The organism is Streptomyces sp. NPDC107562 (assembly GCF_055657325.1).
This window is the reverse complement of the sequence record NZ_JBVKBE010000002.1, coordinates 466,136-486,907: the sequence shown is the minus strand read 5'-3', so window position 1 is coordinate 486,907 and position 20,772 is coordinate 466,136. Positions and strand designations below refer to the sequence as shown.

The following is a 20,772-nucleotide window of genomic DNA, read 5'->3' as shown; positions in this document are numbered from 1 at the left end:
GGGGGAAAAGGCGCTTCTACCTGGGGGGGAGAAAAGCCCACACCCAACCCCCCCCCTGCAAGACCCCGGGGCCGGACCCAGCCCACCAAGAACCCCCGGCACCGGCGTTCCCCGGCGGCGCCGCGCTACCCGGCGACCGTGCAGTCGAAGGCGTGCAGATAGGGGTTGACCGGCCGGACGTCGCCGACGGTCAGGCCCGCCTCGGTCAGGCGCGCGGTCATGCCGGCGGTGGTGTGCTTGGCGCCGCCGACGTTCAGGAGCAGCAGCAGGTCCATCGCGGTGCTGAAACGCATCGACGGCGTGTCGTCGACGAGGTTCTCGATGACCACGACCCGGGTGCCGGGACCGCCGGCCTCGATGACGTTGCGCAGCAGCCTGGCCGTGGACTTGTCGTCCCACTCCAGGATGTTCTTGATGACGTAGACGTCGGCCTGGACCGGGACGGACTCACGGACGTCGCCGGGCACGATGCGCGTCCGGTCGGCGAGGTCGCCGCCCTGGCGCAGCCGCGGTACGGCGTTCTCCACCACGCGCGGCAGATCGAGCAGATAGCCCCGCATCGCCGGGTACTTCTCCAGCAGGCTCGCCACCACGTGCCCCTGGCCGCCGCCGAGGTCCGCGACGGACGAGGCGCCCGAGAGGTCCAGCAGCGCGGCGACGTCGCGCGCCGACTGCTCGCTGGAGGTGGTCATCGCGCGGTTGAAGACGTCGGCCGACTCGGGGGCGTCCTCGTTCAGGTAGACGAAGAACTCCTTGCCGTAGAGGTCCTCGACGACGTTGCGCCCGGTGCGCACGGCCTCGTCGAGCCGCGGCCAGGCGTCCCAGGTCCACGGCTCGGTGCACCACAGCGAGATGTCCCGCAGGCTGTTCGGGTCGTCCTCGCGCAGCAGCCGGGACATCTCGGTGTGGCGGAACGTGCCGTCCGGGCGCTCGGCGAAGACGCCGTAGCAGGACAGCGCGCGCAGCAGCCGGCGCAGCGGCTTCGGGTCGGTCTTCACCGCGGCCGCGAGGTCCTCCACGGCCATGGGGGCGTCCGTGAGCGCGTCGGCGACGCCCAGCCGGGCGGCCGCGCGGACGGCGGCGGCACACGCCGCCCCGAACACGAGCTCTCTCAGCCGCATGGACGGCGGTGGTGGCGGAGGAGCCGAGAGCTCGGGGGATGGAGCGGTCATGTGCCGCCTTCCTTCCTTGCGTGGGTGGGGCGGGTCGGTCCGGTCAGCACAGCCCCGAGGGCTTGGAGGCCCCGCAGGTGTTGGCCTCGAAGGCGTTGGCGCTCGCCTTGGCCTCCTGGTTGACGAGGTCGGCCGGCGCGTTGCTCTCCAGGCGGTTGCCGGTGATCCGGTTCCGCTCGCTGGTGACGCCCACCATGCTCTTGAACAGGACGATGCCGCCCGACAGCGGCGACTTGCCCGCGTGCCCGATGACCGTGTTCCGCGTGACCAGGCTGTTCTCGGCGCCGGTCAGGACGATGCCGGAGCCCTGGAGGAAGGGCAGCCGGGCGGTCTTCGCGCAGTACTTGTTGTTGCGCTCGACGCGGTTGTCGCTGACGGTCAGGGCGCCCGCCTTCGGCTTGTTCTCGTCGCCGACGAGGAACATGCCGGCGCAGTTGCCGGTGACGTAGTTGTGGGCGACCGCGAGGTTGCGCAGCCGGCGGACGGTGAGGCCGATGCGGTTGTCCTCCAGGTGGTTGCGCTCGATCACCGTGCCCTGGCTGTCCATGGCACCGACCTCGGCCTTGACGTTGTTGGCCAGGAAGAGACCGGCGTCACCGTTGCCCCGGGCGGTGTTCTGGCGGAACACACCGCGCGTGGAGTGCTCCTGGGAGATGCCCCACTGCCCGTTGCTGTCGGCGGTCACCCGCTGCACGGTCAGGTGGTCGGTGCCGAGGGCGTACAGGCCCACCTTGGCGAACTCGGTCACCTTCAGATCGGCGATCGTGACGTCCTTGAGGGCCTTGTGCTTCGCCCCGATCACGCAGATGCCGTTGCCCGCCGCCTTGCAGCCGATGGGCGGCGTCTTGGTGCCCGGCGCCTTGGGGGCCGGCTTGATCACCGTGCGCTGGCCCATGCCCCGCAGGGTCAGTCCCGGCGTGCGCACCGTGATGCTCTCGTGGTAGGTGCCGGGGAGCACGAGCACCGTGTCGCCGACCTGTGCGGCGTCGACCGTCTTCTGGATCGACTCGCCCGGCGTCACCACGTGGATGCGGTGGGTGGCGGAGGCCGGGGCGGTACCGATGAGCGCGCCGAAGAGGGTGGTCGCGCATGCGAGATACGTGATATGGCGTTTTGTCACATGCGGAAGGCTAAGAGCGCATCACCCCATTACCGGCCCGATGCTCCGTTCGGTGGCGTGTCATCCGGCGCAGGACATGGCTGAGCCGGCGGCACCCCAGGTGCCGCCGGCTCGGTGATCCGTAAGGTCGCGCGCCGCGACTCAGCGGGCCCTCGGCCCGCCCTTCGGCATCCGCATGCCCTTGGGCATCGGGCCCTTCGGCAGCGGCATGTTGCTCATCAGGTCGCCCATCGCGCGCAGCCGGTCCGTGGTGGCGGTCACCTGCGGCCCGGTCAGTACGCGTGGCAGCTTCAGCATGGTCGTGCGCAGCTTCTTCAGCTCGACCGTGCCCTCGCCGGTGCCGACGATCAGGTCGTGCACCGGCACGTCCGCGACCACCCGGTTCATCTTCTTCTTCTCGGCGGCCAGCAGGGACTTCACCCGGTTGGGGTTGCCCTCCGCGACCAGCACGATGCCCGCCTTGCCGACGGCCCGGTGCACCACGTCCTGGCTGCGGTTCATCGCCACCGCGGGGGTCGTGGACCAGCCTCGGCCGATGTTGTCGAGCACCGCCGCGGCGGCGCCCGGCTGACCCTCCATCTGCCCGAAGGCGGCCCGCTCGGCCCGGCGCCCGAAGACGATCGCCGTCGCGAGGAAGGCGAGCAGCAGGCCCAGGATGCCGAGATAGATGGGGTGACCGATCAAGAAACCGATCGCGAGGAAGACACCGAGGGTGACAATTCCGACTGCCGCGAGTACAAGACCGATCTTCTTGTCGGCCTTGCGGGTCATCTTGTAGGTCAGAGCGATCTGCTTCAGTCGCCCGGGGTTCGCAGCGTCCGCTGCGGTTTCCTTCCTCGCCATGCCACGAAGTCTACGTGGCCCGCGCGGCGCCTTCGACGGCAGTGCGCGACTCAGGAGCGACGGGCGAGGGCGCGCTCCACGATCTGCTGCGCCTCGATGCGGTCCTTGGCCCGGCGGCGGTCCTCCAGCACGGAGGTCCACGCGTTGCGGCGCGCGGTGCGCTGACCGCTGCTCATCAGCAGCGACTCCACGGCGCGCAGGGCGGTGGAGAAGGACGGAATGGCGGTGGCGCGAACGGGCGCGGCCTGCATGGTGGAGGTCCCCCCTCGGGAAGGCTGCGGATGCGGGTGTACGTGGTGTGAGTCCAGCGTCACTGTTTGGTGTTACCAGGGCGTGACCGGCCGGTCAAACACCAATGAAGCCTTGAGGCGCGGCCCGCGCACGCGGACGCGGCCCTGACGTACGTCCCCATCTGCGAGGACGGTCAGGACCGCGTCGTATCGGTCACTACCGCCGGGTAGGCGCTTGTGCGGGAATTCACACGCCTGCCACGCGCCGCACGGGGCGGGCGTGTGACGCCGTGTCAGACGGCCTGGGCCGCGATGTACGCGCCCCGCTTCTCGACGGCCATCTGGTAGAGCCGCCCGGCGCGGTACGAGGAACGCACCAGGGGGCCGGACATCACGCCGGAGAAGCCGATCTGCTCGGCCTCCTCCTTGAGCTCCACGAACTCCTGCGGCTTGACCCAGCGCTCCACCGGGTGGTGGCGCACCGAGGGGCGCAGGTACTGCGTGATGGTGACCAGCTCGCACCCGGCGTCGTGCAGCTGCCGGAGCGCGTCGCCGACCTCCTCGCGGGTCTCGCCCATGCCGAGGATGAGGTTGGACTTGGTGACCAGGCCGTGGTCACGGGCCGCGGTGATGACCTTCAGGGAGCGGTCGTAGCGGAAGCCGGGGCGGATCCGCTTGAAGATCCGGGGGACCGTCTCGACGTTGTGCGCGAAGACCTCGGGGCGGGCGGAGAAGACCTCGGCCAGCTGCTCGGGGACGGCGTTGAAGTCGGGGGCCAGCAGCTCGACCTTGGTGCGGCCCTCGGGCCGCTCCGCGGTCTGCTGGTGGATCTGGCGCACCGTCTCGGCGTACAGCCAGGCGCCGCCGTCCTCCAGGTCGTCGCGGGCGACGCCGGTGATGGTGGCGTAGTTCAGGTCCATGGTGACCACGGACTCGCCGACGCGGCGCGGTTCGTCGCGGTCGAGGGCCTCGGGCTTGCCGGTGTCGATCTGGCAGAAGTCGCAGCGCCGGGTGCACTGGTCGCCACCGATGAGGAAGGTCGCCTCGCGGTCCTCCCAGCACTCGTAGATGTTGGGACAGCCCGCTTCCTGGCAGACCGTGTGCAGGCCCTCGCTCTTCACGAGGTTCTGCATCTTCGTGTACTCGGGGCCCATTTTCGCCCGGGTCTTGATCCACTCGGGCTTGCGCTCGATGGGGGTCTGGCTGTTGCGGACCTCCAGGCGCAGCATCTTGCGTCCGTCGGGTGCGACTGCGGACACGACCGGCTCCCTAGCGATTGATTCTTCGGCGTTCCCCAGGGTACGCCCGTTGATTTGGTGGCCGGCGGGGGTGCCGACCCGACCGGAGGCCGCCGTGTTACGCCGGCGTCCTCTCGATCTCGCGCGGCCTCAGGTCCGCGTTCTCCAGTACGTCCCTCAGATGGCGTTCGGCGACCGGGGCCACGTCCTCGATCGTGAGGTCGCGGCCGAGTTCGGCCGCCAGCGAGGTCACGCCGGCGTCCCGGATGCCGCACGGGATGATGCGGTCGAACCAGGCGTTGTCCGGGTTCACGTTGAGCGCGAAGCCGTGCATGGTGACGCCCTTGGCGACGCGGATGCCGATCGCGGCGATCTTGCGGTCCTCGCGGCGCTGGCCCGCGTTGGAGGGCGCGTACTCCGGGCCGTTCAGGCGCGGGTCGAACTCGTCGTCCTGGAGGCGGGGGTCGAAGTCGAGGGAGAGTCCGCCGAGGGACGGGCGCCGCTCGACCGGGTCGCCCAGCACCCACACGCCGCTGCGGCCCTCGACCCGGGTGGTCTCCAGGCCGAACTCCGCGCAGGTGCGGATCAGCGCCTCCTCCAGGCGCCGTACGTGGGCGACGACGTCCACGGGGCGCGGGAGCTTCTGGATCGGGTAGCCGACCAGCTGGCCCGGGCCGTGCCAGGTGATCTTGCCGCCGCGGTCCACGTCGATGACGGGGGTGCCGTCGAGGGGGCGCTCGTTGTCGGCGGTGCGCCGGCCCGCGGTGTACACGGGCGGGTGCTCCAGCAGCAGCACGGTGTCGGCGATCTCGTCGGCGAACCGGGCCGCGTGCACCCGGCGCTGCTCGTCCCACGCCTCCTGGTACTCGACGGCGTCCGCACCGAATCCCATACGGACGAACCGCAACTCACTCACGGCAAGCGCCTCCCTAGAAGGTCGTAAGGCACGAAAAGCGCCTACGCCACTGTACGACTGCCGGGGGTGCGTCAGCGCTGGTGGCAATCCTCACACGATCGGATGAATGAACGTCGAAGTGTGCGATCAGCTGCTCACTCTCCGCTACATTCGCGCCGTTCACGAGGCCATAAGGGCTGCTCACAGGCAATCCGGGCAGCGCGGCGGCGAGGGCCGCCGAAAGCCCGAAGGCAGGAGACCGCACCGCAGATGACGGAACGACCCGCGCAGCGCACTCCCAACCGCCAGCTCGCCGCGCTCATCGCAGAAGCGGGGTTCTCCAACGCAGGTCTCGCCCGTCGCGTGGACCAGCTCGGCCTCGAACACGGACTCGACCTCAGATACGACAAGACGTCCGTCACCCGCTGGCTGCGAGGACAGCAGCCCCGAGGAACGACCCCGGCGCTCATCGCCGAGGTGTTCACCCGCCGCCTCGGCCGCCGGCTCACCGCCCAGGACCTGGGCCTGGACGCCTGCGCACCGGTGTACGCGGGCCTGGAGTTCGCGGCCGGTCCCGAGGAGGCCGTCGACATCGTCAGCGGTCTGTGGCGCAAGGACTCCGGCAGCCATGCCGAGCTGCGCAAGATCGCCTTCACGCCGGCCGGGCTGGTGGTCCCCAGCCGGGACTGGCTCATCGGCCGGGCCGACGAGCGAGTGGCCCGGGGCGAGGCCCCGGCCCGGGTGCCCCTCCAGGGCCGCCCAGGGGTGCCCCAGCAGCGCGTCCGTGCCGAGCGCGGGCCCGGTCACCGGGTCACCGGCGGCGACATCGCCGCGCTCCGCTCGGTCGCCGAACTCTTCCGCACCCTCGACAACGCCTACGGCGGCGGCCACGCCCGGCAGGCCCTGGTGCGCTACCTGGAGCACGAACTCGAACCGATGCTGCGGGGCAACTACGGCGAGCAGAGCGGCCGCCGGCTCTTCGCCGCCGCGGCCGACCTGACCCGGCTCGCCGGCTGGACGTCGTACGACATCGCCGCGCACGGGCTCGCGCAGCGGTACTTCGTGCAGGCGCTGCGGCTCGCGCAGGCGGCCGGGGACCGGACGTACGGCGCGTACGTGCTGGTCACCATGAGCCGGCAGGCCGTCTACCTCAGCCATGGGCGGGAGGCCGTGCAGCTCGCGCGGGTGGCCCAGCAGGGGGTGGGCGGCTCCGCGCCGCCCGTCGTCCAGGCGTTGCTGCACGCCGCCGAGGCGCGGGGGCACGGGGTACTGGGGGAGGTGCGGGCGTGCACCGCGTCCCTCGTGCGCGCCGAGCGCGCGCTGGAGACGGCCCGGCCCGGGGACGAACTGCCCAACTGGGCACGCTCGTTCGACGAGGGGCAGCTCGCCGACGAGTTCGGGCACTGCCACCGGGACCTCCAGCAGTTCCGTGCCGCCGCGCAGCACGCCGAGCGGTCGCTGCAACTGCGGCCCGCCGGGCTCGCCCGCAGCCGGCTGTTCTGCCGCGTCGTCCTCGCCACCGCCCGCCTCGGCCTCGGCGAACTCGACCAGGCCTGCCAACTGGCCGCCGAGGCGGCCGGTCAGGCGGCGGAGATGCGTTCCGTGCGGGCGGTGGAGTACGTCAGGGACTTCGAACGCCGCCTGGAGCCGTACAAGGACGCGGCACCGGCGCGCAGCTACCGGGACAAGGTGGCGGCCCTGAACTGACGCCCACCGGCGGACCGGTCAGGCCGCGCGGGCCGTGGGGTGGGGGTCGGCGGTGTGGAGGGAGCCGGACGCGCCCAGGTCCGCCAGGATCGCCGTGGACGCGCGGCGGCCGGAGTGCAGGGCGCCCTGGACCGTGCTGGTGTCCCGGTGGTCGCCGCACACGTACAGGCCCGCCAGCAGCCGCACCGGCCGTCGCAGGTCGTGCGGCGGGCGCATCGCCGGGACGGCCTCGGCGGTGTGCTGCACGGCCAGCGTCTCCCAGCGGGCCGTCGAGGTGCCGTACAGCCGTGCCAGATGCATCCGCACCGCCGTGTCGACGTCGTCCGGCGGCGTCCCGAGGACGGTCGACGACACCAGCGCCCGCCCGGCCGGGGCGCGCGCCGGGTCGACCGCGCTGACCACCGCCGTGTGCGCCACCGGGCCGCCTCGGTCGGCGTCGAGCAGCAGCGACGCGCCGGTCTCGGGCGGCTCGTCGGTCGTGTGGTGCACCACCGTCACCGGACGGAAGTCCGGCACCCGCAGCCCCGGCAGCAACTCGGCCGCCGTCCGCGCGTCGGTCGCCACCAGCACCGCCCGGCACCGGAACTCCCCGTGCTCGGCGGTGCTCACCGATGTCGTGGAGACGCCGGTGACCCGGACCCCGGTGCGCACCGACCCCGGGGGCAGCCCGCCCGCGAGCAGTTCGGGCAGCACCTCCGCGCCCCCTTCCGGCAGGCACATCCGCCCCGCCGCGAACGCCCGCAGCGCGAGGTCGGCGCACCGGCTGGAGGTGCTCAACTCCGGGTCGCACAGCAGCGCGGCGAGGAGCGGGCGCACGAAGCCGTCGATGGTCCGGGTGGGCAGCCCGCGCGTCGCGAGGGCCTGCGCGGCGGGCAGTTCCGGACGGGCCAGCAGCCGTTCGACCGGCATCGCGCCGATCCGGGCGAGCGCGGCCCCGAGCCGCGCCTGGTCCACCGCACCGCCCAGCGGCGCACCCGCCCGGGGAGCACCCGCCAGCCCCCGTGGCCCGGCCGCCGGACGTGGCGCCACCCTGGGGGCGCTCGCAAGGGCGCGCACCGCATGGAGTGCGCCCCTTGCGCTCCCGCCGCCCGCCGGGGCGCCCGCCCGCTGCCGCCGCCCGTCGCTGTGCAGCAGGACACCGGGGGCGAACGCGCGCAGCGCGAGGGTGTCGAGCCCCCGTGTCAGGCGCAGTTCGGGATACGACGTGAACAGGAGTTGCCCGATGCGGTCGAGCCGGAAGCCGTCCACCTTCTCGGTCGCCATCCGGCCGCCCACACAAGGGGCGGCCTCCAGCACCGTGGTCGCGATTCCTGCACCGGTCAGCCGATGCGCCGCGGCGAGACCGGCGACCCCGGCTCCCACGACGACGACGTCCGCCTGATACGCGGGCTCAAGCACGTGCCCCTCCTCGACGTTGCGCGGCCGGTGGAGAGGTCATGCCCTCAACCGGCTCCGGAGATACCCGAGTTCGGGTCGAGGTTAGGCCTGCCTCCGGTCAAGGACAGTCGCGCATGAACAGGGCACGGTCGCACAGCGGTCGCATACGGTCAGCCCCGGCGGCACACCTCACCCGGCCGCCCGGATCGCCCCCTCGATCCCCGGGAACGCGAAGCGGAACCCCGACTCCAGCAGCCGCTTCGGCACCACCCGCTGACTGCCCAGCACGTCCCCCGCCATCTCGCCGAGCGCGGCCCGCAGCACCGGCGCCGGCACCGCGAACAGCGTGGGCCGGCGCAGCACCCGCCCCATCGCCGCGGTGATCTCACGGTTCGTCAGCGGTTCGGGGGCCGTCAGGTTGAACGGCCCGGACAGGTCCTCCCGGTCCAGCAGATGCCGGATCGCGGCGACCTCGTCATGCAGCGAGATGAACGACCAGTACTGCCGCCCGTCCCCGAGCCGGCCGCCGAGCCCCGCCAGGAACAGCGGGAACAGCCGCCCCCAGGCGCCACCGTCGCGGGACACCACCAGCCCGGTCCGGGTGAACACCGTCCGCACCCCCGCGTCGCGCGCGGGCGCCGCGGCCGCCTCCCACTCCACGCACAGCTCCGGCAGGAAACCGCTCCCCGGGGGCGCCTCCTCGTCGACGGCCCGCTCCCCGGTCTCCCCGTAGTAGCCGACCGCGCTGCCGCTGACCAGGACCCGCGGCCGCCGCTCCACCGGCAGCCCGGCCACCGCCCTGGCCAGCGTCGCCGTACCGAGCACCCGGCTGTCGCGGATCTGCGCCTTGTACGCGTCGCTCCAGCGGCGGTCGCCCACCCCGGCGCCCGCCAGGTTCACCACGGCGCCGCACCCCGCGAGCCCGTCCGCGTCGACCCGCTCGCCCGCCGGGTCCCAGCGGATCTCGTCCGCCGCCCGGGGCTCCCGGCGCACCAGACGCACCACTTCGTGTCCCTCGGCGGTCAGGGACCGCACCAGGGCGCTGCCGATGAGACCGGACGCGCCGGCCACCGCGATTCGCTCCATGCGCCCATCCTGCCCGCCGGCCGGGCCCGACGGCGGCACTGGCGCTCGTACGGCGGCCGTACGGTGACGTCATGCCGGTTGCGTACATACGCCACGCCCGATACCCGGACGAGGAGACGCTCGGGCGGCTGGACCGTCGCTGCTGGTCCGTGCCGCACTCCGTCCAGCCGCGCCCCCGGCCGGGCGCCCGCCGGATCACCCTGCGCGTCCTCGGGCAGAACGCGTCGACGACGTACTGACGGTCCGCGCGTTCTGAGGCGCATCGCCGGACGCGCACGTCACGACGTCACCAACTCGCCCGTGTCCACCGGGACCGTCGCCTGCGCCGCGCGCGCCGCGTCACCGGCGACCTCCGCGGCCGTCAGGACGTACCCCGTCTCCGCGTCGGACGTGGAGCGGGCGAAGACCACCCCGAACACCTTGCCGTCCGTGGCCAGCAGCGGGCCGCCGGAGTTGCCCGGACGGACGGTGGAGCGGATCGAGTAGATCTCGCGGGTGACGTTCTCGTCGTTGTAGATGTTCTGCCCGGTCGCCCGCACCCGGTTCGCGACCGTCGCGGCCTGCAGGTCCAGCCCGCCGTCCTGCGGATAGCCGGCCACCACCGCCGCGTCCCCGCGGTCGGCGGCGTCGTCGAACTCCAGGGCGGGGGCGGGCAGTCCGGCGACATGGAGCACCGCCACGTCCTTGTCCGGGTCGAACAGCACCACCCGCGCCTCGTACGACGGCCCGACCCCGCCGATCCGGACGGTCGGCGCGTCGATGCCCGCGACCACGTGCGCGTTGGTCATCACGTGCTCGGCCGCGTACACGAACCCGCTGCCCTCACGCCCCTGGCCGTCCGCCACGCCCTCGACCTTGACCGTGCTGCGCCGCGCGGCGTCGGCGGCGCTCTGCGTGACGTTGTCCCCGGAGGGCCTTGCCACCTCGGCCGTCGACTCGCTCTCGAACGGGTTGAACACCTGCGGGAAGCCCGCCTCGGTGAGCGCGGACGTGGCCCGCGAGAACCAGGCAGGCGTGGCGTCCGGCATCGCGCTCTGCACCGCGCCGAGCAGCCGGGAGTCCCGGATCGCGCCCGTCAGCAGCGGCGACGAGGACGCGGCCAGCACGCTCGCCGCCACCCACGCCACGATCAGCACGGCGACCGAGTTCGCCGCCGCACCGCCGACCCCGTCCGCCACCCGCAGCGGCCCGCGCGCCAGTTCGCGGCGCAGCCGCAGCGCCGGCCGGCCCGCCAGTTCGTGCCCCACCACCGCGGGCACCAGCACCGTGAGCACGGCGGCCACCGTCGCCCCCGTGGTCCCCGGCGAGACCAGATCCATCACCCACGGCAGGATCCACACGCCGATCACCGCACCGCCCACGAACCCGGCGAGCGAGACACAGCCGGCCACCAGCCCGCGCCGGTAGCCGGAGCCGGCGTAGGCCAGGACCACCAGTGCCAGCACGATGTCGAGCAGGTCCACGCAGCAGCCTTTCTCCAGTCCCCGTCGGGTGCGCGCGGCTACGCGCCCCGGCACCTCCCAGTACGCGCCGTACGGGTCCGGCGATCAACCACGACCGTGGTGCCGGCCGCGAACCCGCCACGGGTGTGTACCCGGAAAACGTCACTGACCCGGACGATGGTTCCACCAGGTGGCACAGCACACATCGCGGACGGACCGGACCGGCCCGACAGTGGGTCCATGCGTGTCCTGAAACGTGGCATGAGAAGAAGACGGGGAGCATGGCCGCGCGCCGTGCACATACCCGGCAACGCCGTGGCGCTCGCGGGCTGTCTGCCCGGATTCGCCGCGGTGACCGCCCTGGCGCTGTGCGCCCACGGCGTGGACCGGTCGGTGACGGCCGCCCGGAACACCCACGCGCTCGCCGCCCGCGTGGCCGCCCCGCAGACCGCCCCCAGGCCGGCCGTCGTCCCCCGGACGGTCTGGGCCGGCCCGGACGCCGCTGCCGGCAAGCAGCCGCCGCCGCGCTACGACGACAGCGTCGTCGCCGTGTTCGTGCACCACACGGACACCCCCAACGCGTACCGCTGCGAGGACGTCCCGCGGATCATCCGCGATCTCTACGCCGGCCAGACCGGCGCCCGCGACTTCGACGACATCGGCTACAACTTCCTCGTCGACCGCTGCGGAACCATCTACGAGGGCCGCGCGGGCGGCGTCGACCGCCCGGTCACCGGGGCCCACACCGTCGGCTTCAACCATCGCAGCACCGGCGTCGCCGCCATCGGCACCTTCACCGCGGGCGCCGAGGTGCCCCGCGTGATGACCGACGCGATCGCCGCGCTCTCCGCGTGGAAGCTGGGCACGTCGGGCACCGACCCGCGCGCGAAGGTGCGCCTCGTCTCCAGCAACAGCCTCAGCCGCTTCGCCGCCGGCACCTCCGCCACGCTGCCGACCCTGGCCGGTCACGGCGACGGCTACATGACCCGCTGCCCCGGCGCCGCGCTGACCGCGCGGCTGCCCGAGATCAGGGCCCTGGCGGCCCGGTTGCAGGGGCGCTCGTGAGGTCGCCGGGGACCCCGCCGCGACGGCCGGAGGCGGGCCTCATGAACGACGACACCGGCACCTGGGGCGAGGCCCTGCGCGGGCCCTGGACCGTGCTCTGCGCGGTCGCGACCGTCGTCCTCGGCCCGCGTGCGGCCATCGTGTCCGCCCTCGACCAGGCCAACGCGGCACCCCTGCACCACACCGCGGACCAGCCGCACGCGTAGCCCCCACCGGCCCCGGGGCACGCGGCCTCACTCCTTGAAGCGGTCCCACAGCCGCGGATACCGCTCCGCGAGCGCCCGCTCGTTCTCGAAGTCCACCGGCGTGCCCTCCGGCTCCGCCGGGGCGGGCGCGATGCCGAGGTCGGGGGCGACGGTCCCGGTGAGCTGCTCGTAGGCCTCGTCGGCCGCGTAGCCCAGCTCCTCGCCGTCCCCGTCGATCTCCTCGTCGAACTCGTCCAGCAGCTCGGCGAGCGCGTCGGGGACGTGCACGGCACCCTCGTAGACCTCGCGGCCCTGGCCGATCAGCCAGCACCGGAAGAAGTCGAAGGCGTCGTCGCTGGCCCCGTCCAGCAGCACCCAGGCGGCGCCCCACAGCTCCCAGGTGTACGCGCGGTTGTAGCGGGCCTCGAAGTGACGGGCGAAGTCGAGGACCTCCTCGGGGTCCAGCTGGAGGAGCCGCTCCACCAGGAGGTCCGCCTGTTCCTCCGGGTCGCCCTCGGCGGCCTCGCGGGTGGCGTCGACCAGCTCCCAGAACTCCGTCTCGTCCATCACGCGTCAAGCATCGTGCCTTCCCGGGTGGGGCGCACGCGGAGTGCGGTGGATTGTTATCGGCGGTAAGGCCGCGTCAGGTGCCGTAGAGCCGGGCCAGTCGGGAGGCGTCGGCGGTGAAACGGGCCCGCAGGCTGCTCGGCGCCAGCACCTCGACCTCCGCCCCGAGCGCCGTGAGCTGGGTGTGGGCGACCTCCTCGGACTCCACCGGGAGCGTCAGCGTCACCCACCCGGCGGCGTCCGGGGCGCCGGCGTCGTCCAGCGCCTCGCGGGCGGAGAGCGGGTCGACGGCGTGCGGCAGGGCACGCGCCCCGGCGGGGGAGAGCCGCACCTGGACCTCGGCGCGCAGGAGGGACCGCGCGAACTGCTCGGCCCGCTCCTCCCAGAAGGCGGGCAGATCGAACCCCTCGTCCCGCGCGAACCGCTCCTCGCCGGTGCCGACGGCCGTGAACCGGTCGATGCGGTAGACCCGCCACGTTCCTTCCGGGACCGCCCGCGCGCACAGGTACCAGACGCCCGCCTTGAGCACGAGCCCGTACGGTTCCAGCTCCCGCTCGACCTCGCGCTCGCCCCGGCGGTAGCGCGCGGTGACCGGCCGGTCGTCCCAGACCGCGTCCGCGACGACGGGCAGCAGCTCGGGTGTGCGGGGCTCCTTGAACCAGTTCGGCGCGTCCAGATGGAAGCGCTGCGCGGCCGTCCGGGACGCGTCGCGCAGCGACGGCAGCAGGGCGGCGGAGACCTTCAGCCGCGCCGCCGAGGCGGCGTCCTCCAGCCCCATCTCCCGTAGCGCCCCCGGCACCCCGGACAGGAACAGGGCCTCGGCCTCACCGCGGTGCAGGCCCGTCAGCCGGGTGCGGTAGCCGCCGATCAGCCGGTACCCGCCGGCCCGTCCCCGGTCGGCGTAGACCGGGACCCCCGCCTCGGACAGCGCCTGCGCGTCCCGGGTGACGGTCCGCTCGGAGACCTCCAGCTCGCGGGCGAGCTCGGCGGCGGTCATGGAGGGGCGGGACTGGAGCAGGAGCACCATCTTGATCAGGCGGGCAGCGCGCATGGCCCCATCATGCAAGAGGCCCCCGCCGCGGCGGGGGCCTCCCAGGAACCGGCCGGCGTCTACAGGCCGTACTTCTCGCGGGCCTCCTTCACGGCCGTCGCCTTGACCTCGCCGCGGCGGGCGAGCTGGGCGAGGGCCGCGACCACGATGGACTCCGCGTCGACGCCGAAGTGGCGGCGGGCGGCCTCCCGGGTGTCCGACAGGCCGAAGCCGTCGGCGCCCAGCGAGGACCAGTCCTGCTCGACCCACTGCGCGATCTGGTCGGGCAGCTGGCGCATGTAGTCGGAGACCGCGAGGACCGGGCCCTCGGCACCCTGGAGCGCCTGCCGTACGTACGGCACCCGCTCCTCGCCGCGCAGCAGCGCCGCGTCGGCGTCCAGCGCGTCCCGGCGCAGCTCGCTCCAGGAGGTCGCGGACCACACGTCGGCGGCCACGCCCCACTCCTCGGCGAGCAGCGTCTGTGCCTTCAGCGCCCAGTGGATCGCCGTACCGGAGCCCAGCAGCTGGATGCGCGGGGCGTTCGCCGGCACGGTCACGCCCGCCGACTCCGCCGTGTTGAAGCGGTACAGGCCCTTGACGATGCCCTCGTCGATGCCGAGGCCCTGCGGCTTCGCGGGCTGCGGCAGCGGCTCGTTGTAGACCGTCAGGTAGTAGAAGACGTCCTGGTCCTCGCCCGGCTTGGCCTCGCCGTACATCCGGCGCAGACCCTCGCGGACGATGACGGCGATCTCGTAGGCGAACGCCGGGTCGTAGCTGAGGGCGGCCGGGTTGGTGGCCGCGATCACCGGGGAGTGGCCGTCGGCGTGCTGCAGGCCCTCGCCCGTCAGCGTCGTACGGCCGGCCGTCGCGCCGACGAGGAAGCCGCGGCCGAGCTGGTCGCCGAGCTGCCACATCTGGTCGGCCGTGCGCTGCCAGCCGAACATCGAGTAGAAGATGTAGAACGGGATCATCGCCTCGCCGTGCGTCGCGTACGCGCTGGACGCGGCGATGAAGTCGGCCATCGAACCGGCCTCGGTGATCCCCTCGTTGAGGATCTGGCCGTTCTTGGCCTCCTTGTAGTACATCAGCTGGTCGCGGTCGACCGGCTCGTACGTCTGGCCCTTGGGCGAGTAGATGCCGAGCGAGGGGAACAGCGACTCCATGCCGAAGGTGCGCGCCTCGTCCGGGACGATCGGCACCCAGCGCCTGCCGGTCTCCTTGTCGCGGACCAGGTCCTTGACGAGGCGGACGAACGCCATCGTCGTCGCCACGTTCTGCGAGCCGGAGCCCTTGTCGAAGGAGGCGAAGGCCTTCTCGGCGGGCGCGGGCAGCGGGGCGAGGGGGTGCACCCGGCGGGCCGGGGCGAGACCGCCGAGGGCGGCGCGGCGCTCCTGGAGGTAGCGGACCTCGGGGGAGTCGGCGCCCGGGTGGGCGTAGGGCACCTGGCCGTCGACGAACGCGCTGTCCGCGATCGGCAGGCCGAGCAGGTCGCGCATCGTCTTGAACTCGTCCACCGAGAGCTTCTTCATCTGGTGGTTGGCGTTCTTCGACGCGAAGCCGGTGCCGAGGGTGTGGCCCTTGACCGTCTGGGCCAGGATCACGGTCGGCGCGCCCTTGTACTCGACGGCGGCCTTGTACGCGGCGTAGACCTTGCGCGGCTCGTGGCCACCGCGCGAGAAGTGGAAGCAGTCCAGGATCTTGTCGTCGCTGAGCAGCTTCGCCATCTCGGCGAGCGCCGGGTCGGCGCCGAAGAAGTCCTGGCGGATGTAGGCGGCGTCGCGGGTCTGGTACGTCTGGACCTGCGCGTCGGGTACCTGGCGCAGGCGGCGTACCAGCGCGCCCGTGGTGTCGAGCTGGAACAGCTCGTCCCAGGCCGAGCCCCACAGCGACTTCACGACGTTCCAGCCGGCGCCGCGGAACTGGGCCTCCAGCTCCTGCACGATCTTGAAGTTGGCGCGGACCGGGCCGTCGAGGCGCTGCAGGTTGCAGTTGATGACGAAGGTGAGGTTGTCCAGCTCCTCACGCGCGGCCAGCGCGAGCGCCGCCGTCGACTCCGGCTCGTCCATCTCGCCGTCGCCGAGGAAGGCCCAGACGTGGGAGGCGGAGACGTCCTTGATGCCGCGGTTGGTCAGGTAGCGGTTGAACCGCGCCTGGTAGATCGCGGAGAGCGGGCCGAGGCCCATCGACACCGTCGGGAACTCCCACAGCCAGGGCAGGCGGCGGGGGTGCGGGTAGGACGGCAGGCCGTTGCCGCCGGCCTCGCGGCGGAAGTTGTCGAGGTGGTGCTCGCTCAGCCGGCCGTCGAGGAAGGCGCGGGCGTAGATGCCGGGGGAGGCGTGGCCCTGGATGTAGAGCTGGTCGCCCGACCCGTCGGCCTCCTTGCCCTTGAAGAAGTGGTTGAAGCCGGTCTCGTAGAGCCAGGCCGCGGAGGCGAAGGTGGCGATGTGGCCGCCGACGCCGTACTTGGAGCCGCGGGTCACCATGGCGGCCGCGTTCCAGCGGTTCCAGGCGGTGATCTTCCGCTCCATCTCCTCGTCACCGGGCACGGACGGCTCGGCGGCGGTGGGGATGGTGTTGACGTAGTCCGTCTCGAGGAGCTTGGGCAGCGCGATGCCGTTGCCCTCGGCGCGTTCCAGCGTGCGGCGCATCAGGTACGCGGCACGGTGCGGCCCGGCCGCCGTGGCGACGGCGTCCAGGGAGGCCCGCCATTCGGCGGTCTCCTCCGGGTCGCGGTCCGGGAGCTGGTCGAGCTCGCTCGGCTGGGTGGCGTGGGGGTCGGTCATGTCGCCGCCTTCCTCAGTCGAAGGGGGTTCCCTCATCGGTAAGGGTTCGGGGGTGCCCTTGGTCTTTGGCAGGACAGGGCGTGAGGCTTCGGTGGAAGCCCGTCGGGAACTGTAACTCCCTGATCGATGATCGATCAAAGGGTTGACCCCCAAAACCTCTTGATCACAAGAAAGTCGGCACGCGGTGCCTTCGAGCTGGGCACCCGGTGCCGGGATTTCCCCTGGTTTTTGCAGGTGGGAGCGCGTCTGAGTGGCGTCGCGCTCGGTTGTCGCGTCCCTTCAAGGCCCGGCGTGCGCCGGGTTCCGCACCCGCCCGCCGGGGTGCCGGTGCGACCAGTTCAGGAACACCGCGAGCGAGACCAGCAGCCACCCGGCCAGTACCAGGAAGGGAAAGGCGTGCTGGTGACCGGGGAAGTACACCGCCGTGTGCTGGGCGTTGACCGACCCGCCCGGGGGCAGCCAGCGGCCGATCTGGCCCAGCGCGGACGGCAGCAGCGCCCAGGACACCGCCCCGCCGGAGGACGGGTTGCCCAGCAGCACCATCAGGCCCCAGGTCGGCAGCATGGCCCAGCGCCCCATGATCGTGTTGAACATGGTGAAGACCATCCCGCTCGTGAGCATGGTCAGCGCCAGGATCATCCAGGACTCCACGAAGGGCAGGTCCAGCGCCCCCAGTCCCCAGTCGACCACGGCCGCGATCCCGAACCCGCCGATCAGCGCGTAGGTCGTGGTGAAGGCGATCCGCTCCAGCGGATTCAGCTCCCGCGCGTGCACGCTCAGCTGGATGGACCCGACGAACCCGATGATCACGGCCGCCAGCGAGATGTAGAAGATCGCCAGCCCGCGCGGATCGCCCTTCTGCAGGGGGTTGACGTCCCGCAGCGTGACCGCGACCCCGGTCTGCCGTCCCACGGCCACCGCCGCCTCCGACAGCACCTCGGCCACCGACGCCCCGGACGCCCCGGAGACGTCGAACCTGACGGCCCGCCCGTCCTCGCGCACGTCGAGGATCGCGAAGACCTCCTGCTCCTCCACCGCCGAGCGGGCCTGCGCCACGGTGCCGTAGACGCGCAGCTTCATGGACGCGTCCAGCGCCCGTTCCATGCCCTCGATGAACGCCCGTCCCCGCTCCACCTCGTACTGCCCGACCACCGCCGCCGGGATGGAGTGCGGCGTCGGGTTCGCCATGGAGTACGTGTACGAGCCGGCGAAGAGGCAGGCCGCCGCGGAGATGATCAGCACGAGGACCGTCGCGGGCAGGAAGGGCGAGCGGCGGAAGCGGTCCCACCGCTCCTCGTGCGTAGGCGGTTTGCCGTGAACACCGTGCGCCGCATCGGACATACGACAACATTACGGTGCGTAGTGAAGGCGTCACGCTCGCGGCGCGCACCCCAGGACGTGGGACTTCACGATCTCCGCGATCCGCGGATCCCGGCGCCGGAAGGCGGCGACCAGTTCCTCGTGCTCCTCGGCGTACGACTGCTGAACCGTCCCCAGCCAGCGGATCGACAGCGCCGTGAACACCTCGATGCCGAGGCCCTCCCAGGTGTGCAGCAGCACCGAGTTGCCCGCGGCGCGCACCAGCTCGCGGTGGAAGCCGACCGTGTGCCGCACCTGGGCGGTCCCGTCCGCGTTGCGGTCGGCCTCGTACAGGGCGGTGACGTGCGGGTCCAGCGCGGAGGTGTCCTGCGCGAGCAGCTCCGCCGCGAGCTCCGCGGCGATGGCCTCCAGGCCCGCCCGGACCGGGTAGCTCTCCTCCAGGTCGGCCGCGGTCAGGTTCCGCACCCGCACGCCCTTGTTGGGCGCGGACTCGATCAGGCGCAGCGACTCCAGCTCGCGCAGCGCCTCACGGACCGGTGTCTGACTGACCTCCAGCTCGGTGGCGATACGGCGCTCCACGATCCGCTCGCCCGGCTGCCAGCGCCCGCTGATGATCCCCTCCAGGATGTGCTCGCGGATCTGTTCGCGCAGCGAGTGGACGACGGGCGCGGTCATGGGAGCTCCTTAAGGCGCGTTTGACGTTTAGACAATAAGGCCGTCCACGCGTGGGGGAGGGGCGCACGGGGGCGCTTTGGTGCAGGTGAGACGAGGCGCACACGCCTGTTCTGCCGTCCGCCCGGGACACGGCGATGCCCTCGCCCGGAGGGTTCCGGGCGAGGGCATCACCGTGTCGACGAGGGGTTCTACAGGCCGAGCTCGACCTCGAACTCGCCCGCCTCCAGGATGGCCTTGACCGCCGTCAGGTAACGGGCCGCGTCGGCGCCGTCGACCAGGCGGTGGTCGTAGGAGAGGGTCAGGTAGGTCATGTCGCGGACGCCGATGACCGTGCCCTCCTCCGTCTCGATGACGGCCGGGCGCTTGACCGTGGCGCCGATGCCGAGGATCGCGACCTGACCCGGCGGCACGATGATCGTGTCGAACAGCGCGCCACGCGAACCGGTGTTGGAGATGGTGAAGGTCGCGCCCGCGAGCTCGTCCGGCGTGATCTTGTTCCCGCGGACCTTGCCCGCCAGGTCGGCCGTGGCCTTGGCGATGCCGGCGATGTTGAGGTCACCGGCGTTCTTGATGACCGGGGTCATCAGGCCCTTCTCGGAGTCCACCGCGATACCGATGTTCTCGGTGTCGAAGTAGGTGATGGTCCCCTCGGCCTCGTTGATCCTGGCGTTGACCGGCGCGTGGGCCTTGAGCGCCTGGGCCGCGGCCTTGACGAAGAACGGCATCGGGGAGAGCTTGACGCCCTCGCGGGCCGCGAACGCGTCCTTGGCGCGGGCGCGCAGCTTCATCAGGCGGGTGACGTCGACCTCGACGACCGACGACAGCTGGGCCTGCTCGTGCAGTGCCTTGACCATGTTGTCGCCGATGACCTTGCGGATGCGCGGCATCTTCACGGTCTGGCCGCGCAGCGGGGAGGCCTCCAGGACGGGGGCCTTCTTCGCGGGGGCGGCGGTCGCGGCGGCCGGAGCCGGGGCGGCCGCGGCGGCCTTGGCGGCCTCGGCGGCGGCCAGGACGTCCTGCTTGCGGATGCGGCCGCCGACGCCGGTGCCCTTGACGGTGGCCAGGTCGACGCCGTTCTCGGCGGCGAGCTTGCGCACCAGCGGGGTCACATAGGCGCCCTCGTCGGTCGCCTGCGCCGCGGCGGGAGCCGGAGCCTGGGCGGCCGGCGCGGGAGCCGGAGCGGCGGGCGCGGGAGCCGGAGCCGCGGGCTGGGCGGGAGCCGCGGGCTGGGCCGGGGCGGCGGGAGCCGCGGGGGCCGGAGCCGGGGCGGCGGGGGCCGGGGCGACCGGAGCCGGGGCGGCCGGGGCCTCGGCGGCGGGCGCCGGAGCCGGGGCGGCCGGGGCGGGGGCGGCGGCCGGAGCCGCACCCGGGGCGCCGATGACGGCCAGCTTGGCGCCGACCTCGGCCGTCTCGTCCTCGCCGACGGTGATCTCGAGGAGCACGCCCGAGGTGGGCGCCGGGATCTCGGTGTCGACCTTGTCGGTGGAGACCTCGAGCAGCGGCTCGTCGGCCTCGACGCTGTCGCCGACCGACTTCAGCCAGCGGGTGACGGTGCCCTCGGTGACCGACTCGCCGAGCGCGGGCAGGACCACGTCCGTGCCCTCGGCGGTGCCGCCACCGGCGGTGGCCTCGGCGGTGGGCGCCGGGGCGGGGGCCGCCTGCTCGGTGGACGGCTGGGCCTGCGGCTCGGGCTCCGGAGCCGGAGCGGGGGCCTCCTCGGCGGCCGGGGCCGGAGCGGCGGCCGGCGCGCCGGTGCCGTCGTCGATGACGGCCAGCTCGGCGCCGACCTCGACGGTCTCGTCCTCGGCGACCTTGATGGAGGCCAGGACACCGGCGGCCGGCGCCGGGATCTCGGTGTCGACCTTGTCGGTGGAGACCTCGAGCAAGGGCTCGTCGGCCTCTACGCGCTCACCCTCGGCCTTCAGCCAGCGGGTGACGGTGCCCTCGGTGACGCTCTCGCCGAGCGCCGGAAGGGTTACGGAAACCGCCATGGTTTCGGTTGCTCCTTACGAATTGCGGAAGTCTGTGTCGTCGCGC

At 72.7% G+C, this 20,772-nt stretch carries 19 protein-coding genes; 4 read left to right on the top strand and 15 right to left on the bottom strand.

Annotated features, from left to right (window positions below; all coding sequences use genetic code 11):
• Nucleotides 1-125: 125 nt before the first annotated feature.
• From ACZ7LV_RS08020 to lipB, 6 genes are all read right to left on the bottom strand, one after another.
• Nucleotides 126-1,172, bottom strand: coding sequence for a methyltransferase (locus ACZ7LV_RS08020; protein ID WP_471936907.1), 1,047 nt, complete (start codon nucleotides 1,170-1,172; stop codon nucleotides 126-128).
• A 43-nt stretch (nucleotides 1,173-1,215) separates the two neighbouring features.
• The gene (locus ACZ7LV_RS08015; protein WP_471936905.1) at nucleotides 1,216-2,292 is read right to left on the bottom strand and encodes a right-handed parallel beta-helix repeat-containing protein; all 1,077 of its coding nucleotides are present in this window, start codon (nucleotides 2,290-2,292) and stop codon (nucleotides 1,216-1,218) included.
• A gap of 141 nt (nucleotides 2,293-2,433) precedes the next feature.
• A complete protein-coding gene (locus ACZ7LV_RS08010; protein ID WP_471936903.1) occupies nucleotides 2,434-3,135 on the bottom strand; it encodes a DUF4191 domain-containing protein in 702 nt (233 codons plus the stop codon).
• 50 nt (nucleotides 3,136-3,185) lie between these two features.
• Nucleotides 3,186-3,386 (bottom strand): SCO2195 family GlnR-regulated protein, encoded by a 201-nt coding sequence (locus tag ACZ7LV_RS08005; RefSeq protein WP_471936901.1) that lies wholly within the window; start codon nucleotides 3,384-3,386, stop codon nucleotides 3,186-3,188.
• Nucleotides 3,387-3,658: 272 nt separating this feature from the next.
• Nucleotides 3,659-4,624 carry a lipoyl synthase gene (gene lipA / locus ACZ7LV_RS08000; protein ID WP_401676526.1) on the bottom strand — a complete coding sequence of 322 codons (966 nt, stop codon included), beginning with the start codon at nucleotides 4,622-4,624 and terminating at the stop codon, nucleotides 3,659-3,661.
• A 97-nt stretch (nucleotides 4,625-4,721) separates the two neighbouring features.
• Nucleotides 4,722-5,519, bottom strand: a complete 798-nt coding sequence (gene lipB, locus ACZ7LV_RS07995) for a lipoyl(octanoyl) transferase LipB (protein ID WP_471936899.1) — start codon at nucleotides 5,517-5,519, stop codon at nucleotides 4,722-4,724.
• Between the two features lie 249 nt (nucleotides 5,520-5,768).
• On the opposite strand from lipB, the gene ACZ7LV_RS07990 reads away from it, so the two are divergent.
• The gene (locus tag ACZ7LV_RS07990; RefSeq protein WP_471936897.1) at nucleotides 5,769-7,205 is read left to right on the top strand and encodes a regulator; all 1,437 of its coding nucleotides are present in this window, start codon (nucleotides 5,769-5,771) and stop codon (nucleotides 7,203-7,205) included.
• A gap of 18 nt (nucleotides 7,206-7,223) precedes the next feature.
• Here ACZ7LV_RS07990 and ACZ7LV_RS07985 read toward each other — a convergent pair whose 3' ends face one another.
• Both ACZ7LV_RS07985 and ACZ7LV_RS07980 read right to left on the bottom strand, forming a co-directional pair.
• Nucleotides 7,224-8,603: an NAD(P)/FAD-dependent oxidoreductase gene (locus ACZ7LV_RS07985; protein ID WP_471936895.1), complete on the bottom strand. Its 1,380-nt coding sequence runs from the start codon at nucleotides 8,601-8,603 to the stop codon at nucleotides 7,224-7,226.
• Nucleotides 8,604-8,771: 168 nt separating this feature from the next.
• Nucleotides 8,772-9,668 (bottom strand): TIGR01777 family oxidoreductase, encoded by an 897-nt coding sequence (locus tag ACZ7LV_RS07980; protein ID WP_471936893.1) that lies wholly within the window; start codon nucleotides 9,666-9,668, stop codon nucleotides 8,772-8,774.
• Between the two features lie 71 nt (nucleotides 9,669-9,739).
• Between ACZ7LV_RS07980 and ACZ7LV_RS07975 the strand changes: the two genes are divergently transcribed.
• Complete coding sequence (locus ACZ7LV_RS07975) at nucleotides 9,740-9,907, top strand: hypothetical protein (protein ID WP_471936891.1); 168 nt, start codon at nucleotides 9,740-9,742, stop codon at nucleotides 9,905-9,907.
• Between the two features lie 39 nt (nucleotides 9,908-9,946).
• On the opposite strand, the gene ACZ7LV_RS07970 is transcribed toward ACZ7LV_RS07975, so the two are convergent.
• The gene (locus ACZ7LV_RS07970) at nucleotides 9,947-11,131 is read right to left on the bottom strand and encodes a MarP family serine protease (RefSeq protein WP_471936889.1); all 1,185 of its coding nucleotides are present in this window, start codon (nucleotides 11,129-11,131) and stop codon (nucleotides 9,947-9,949) included.
• Nucleotides 11,132-11,371: 240 nt separating this feature from the next.
• On the opposite strand from ACZ7LV_RS07970, the gene ACZ7LV_RS07965 reads away from it, so the two are divergent.
• Complete coding sequence (locus ACZ7LV_RS07965) at nucleotides 11,372-12,175, top strand: peptidoglycan recognition protein family protein (protein WP_471936887.1); 804 nt, start codon at nucleotides 11,372-11,374, stop codon at nucleotides 12,173-12,175.
• Between the two features lie 41 nt (nucleotides 12,176-12,216).
• A complete protein-coding gene (locus ACZ7LV_RS07960) occupies nucleotides 12,217-12,381 on the top strand; it encodes a hypothetical protein (RefSeq protein ID WP_471936885.1) in 165 nt (54 codons plus the stop codon).
• A gap of 27 nt (nucleotides 12,382-12,408) precedes the next feature.
• Here the strand turns inward: ACZ7LV_RS07960 and ACZ7LV_RS07955 are convergent, their stop codons facing one another.
• The 6 genes from ACZ7LV_RS07955 to sucB form a co-directional block, all read right to left on the bottom strand.
• On the bottom strand, nucleotides 12,409-12,927 hold the full coding sequence (locus ACZ7LV_RS07955; protein ID WP_401676573.1) for a DUF4240 domain-containing protein: 519 nt from the start codon (nucleotides 12,925-12,927) through the stop codon (nucleotides 12,409-12,411).
• Between the two features lie 76 nt (nucleotides 12,928-13,003).
• The gene (locus ACZ7LV_RS07950) at nucleotides 13,004-13,978 is read right to left on the bottom strand and encodes a helix-turn-helix transcriptional regulator (protein WP_471936883.1); all 975 of its coding nucleotides are present in this window, start codon (nucleotides 13,976-13,978) and stop codon (nucleotides 13,004-13,006) included.
• 59 nt (nucleotides 13,979-14,037) lie between these two features.
• Nucleotides 14,038-16,740 (bottom strand): pyruvate dehydrogenase (acetyl-transferring), homodimeric type, encoded by a 2,703-nt coding sequence (gene aceE, locus ACZ7LV_RS07945; RefSeq protein ID WP_471936881.1) that lies wholly within the window; start codon nucleotides 16,738-16,740, stop codon nucleotides 14,038-14,040.
• Between the two features lie 279 nt (nucleotides 16,741-17,019).
• Nucleotides 17,020-18,081, bottom strand: a complete 1,062-nt coding sequence (locus ACZ7LV_RS07940; RefSeq protein WP_471936879.1) for an ABC transporter permease — start codon at nucleotides 18,079-18,081, stop codon at nucleotides 17,020-17,022.
• Nucleotides 18,082-18,111: 30 nt separating this feature from the next.
• Nucleotides 18,112-18,735 (bottom strand): GntR family transcriptional regulator, encoded by a 624-nt coding sequence (locus ACZ7LV_RS07935; protein WP_401676514.1) that lies wholly within the window; start codon nucleotides 18,733-18,735, stop codon nucleotides 18,112-18,114.
• A 188-nt stretch (nucleotides 18,736-18,923) separates the two neighbouring features.
• Nucleotides 18,924-20,726: a 2-oxoglutarate dehydrogenase, E2 component, dihydrolipoamide succinyltransferase gene (gene sucB, locus ACZ7LV_RS07930; protein WP_471936876.1), complete on the bottom strand. Its 1,803-nt coding sequence runs from the start codon at nucleotides 20,724-20,726 to the stop codon at nucleotides 18,924-18,926.
• Nucleotides 20,727-20,772: the final 46 nt, after the last annotated feature.

Excerpts from the sequence above, each read along its gene's own strand:
- ACZ7LV_RS08005 (WP_471936901.1), bottom strand. The coding sequence starts at position 3,386 with ATGCAGGCCGCGCCCGTTCGCGCCACCGCCATTCCGTCCTTCTCCACC.
- ACZ7LV_RS07940 (WP_471936879.1), bottom strand. The coding sequence starts at position 18,081 with ATGTCCGATGCGGCGCACGGTGTTCACGGCAAACCGCCTACGCACGAG.
- ACZ7LV_RS07955 (WP_401676573.1), bottom strand. The coding sequence starts at position 12,927 with ATGGACGAGACGGAGTTCTGGGAGCTGGTCGACGCCACCCGCGAGGCC.
- ACZ7LV_RS07975 (WP_471936891.1), top strand. The coding sequence starts at position 9,740 with ATGCCGGTTGCGTACATACGCCACGCCCGATACCCGGACGAGGAGACG.
- ACZ7LV_RS07935 (WP_401676514.1), bottom strand. The coding sequence starts at position 18,735 with ATGACCGCGCCCGTCGTCCACTCGCTGCGCGAACAGATCCGCGAGCAC.
- ACZ7LV_RS07965 (WP_471936887.1), top strand. The coding sequence starts at position 11,372 with ATGAGAAGAAGACGGGGAGCATGGCCGCGCGCCGTGCACATACCCGGC.
- ACZ7LV_RS07950 (WP_471936883.1), bottom strand. The coding sequence starts at position 13,978 with ATGCGCGCTGCCCGCCTGATCAAGATGGTGCTCCTGCTCCAGTCCCGC.
- ACZ7LV_RS07980 (WP_471936893.1), bottom strand. The coding sequence starts at position 9,668 with ATGGAGCGAATCGCGGTGGCCGGCGCGTCCGGTCTCATCGGCAGCGCC.
- aceE (WP_471936881.1), bottom strand. The coding sequence starts at position 16,740 with ATGACCGACCCCCACGCCACCCAGCCGAGCGAGCTCGACCAGCTCCCG.
- ACZ7LV_RS08010 (WP_471936903.1), bottom strand. The coding sequence starts at position 3,135 with ATGGCGAGGAAGGAAACCGCAGCGGACGCTGCGAACCCCGGGCGACTG.
- sucB (WP_471936876.1), bottom strand. The coding sequence starts at position 20,726 with ATGGCGGTTTCCGTAACCCTTCCGGCGCTCGGCGAGAGCGTCACCGAG.
- ACZ7LV_RS07990 (WP_471936897.1), top strand. The coding sequence starts at position 5,769 with ATGACGGAACGACCCGCGCAGCGCACTCCCAACCGCCAGCTCGCCGCG.
- ACZ7LV_RS08020 (WP_471936907.1), bottom strand. The coding sequence starts at position 1,172 with ATGACCGCTCCATCCCCCGAGCTCTCGGCTCCTCCGCCACCACCGCCG.
- ACZ7LV_RS07960 (WP_471936885.1), top strand. The coding sequence starts at position 12,217 with ATGAACGACGACACCGGCACCTGGGGCGAGGCCCTGCGCGGGCCCTGG.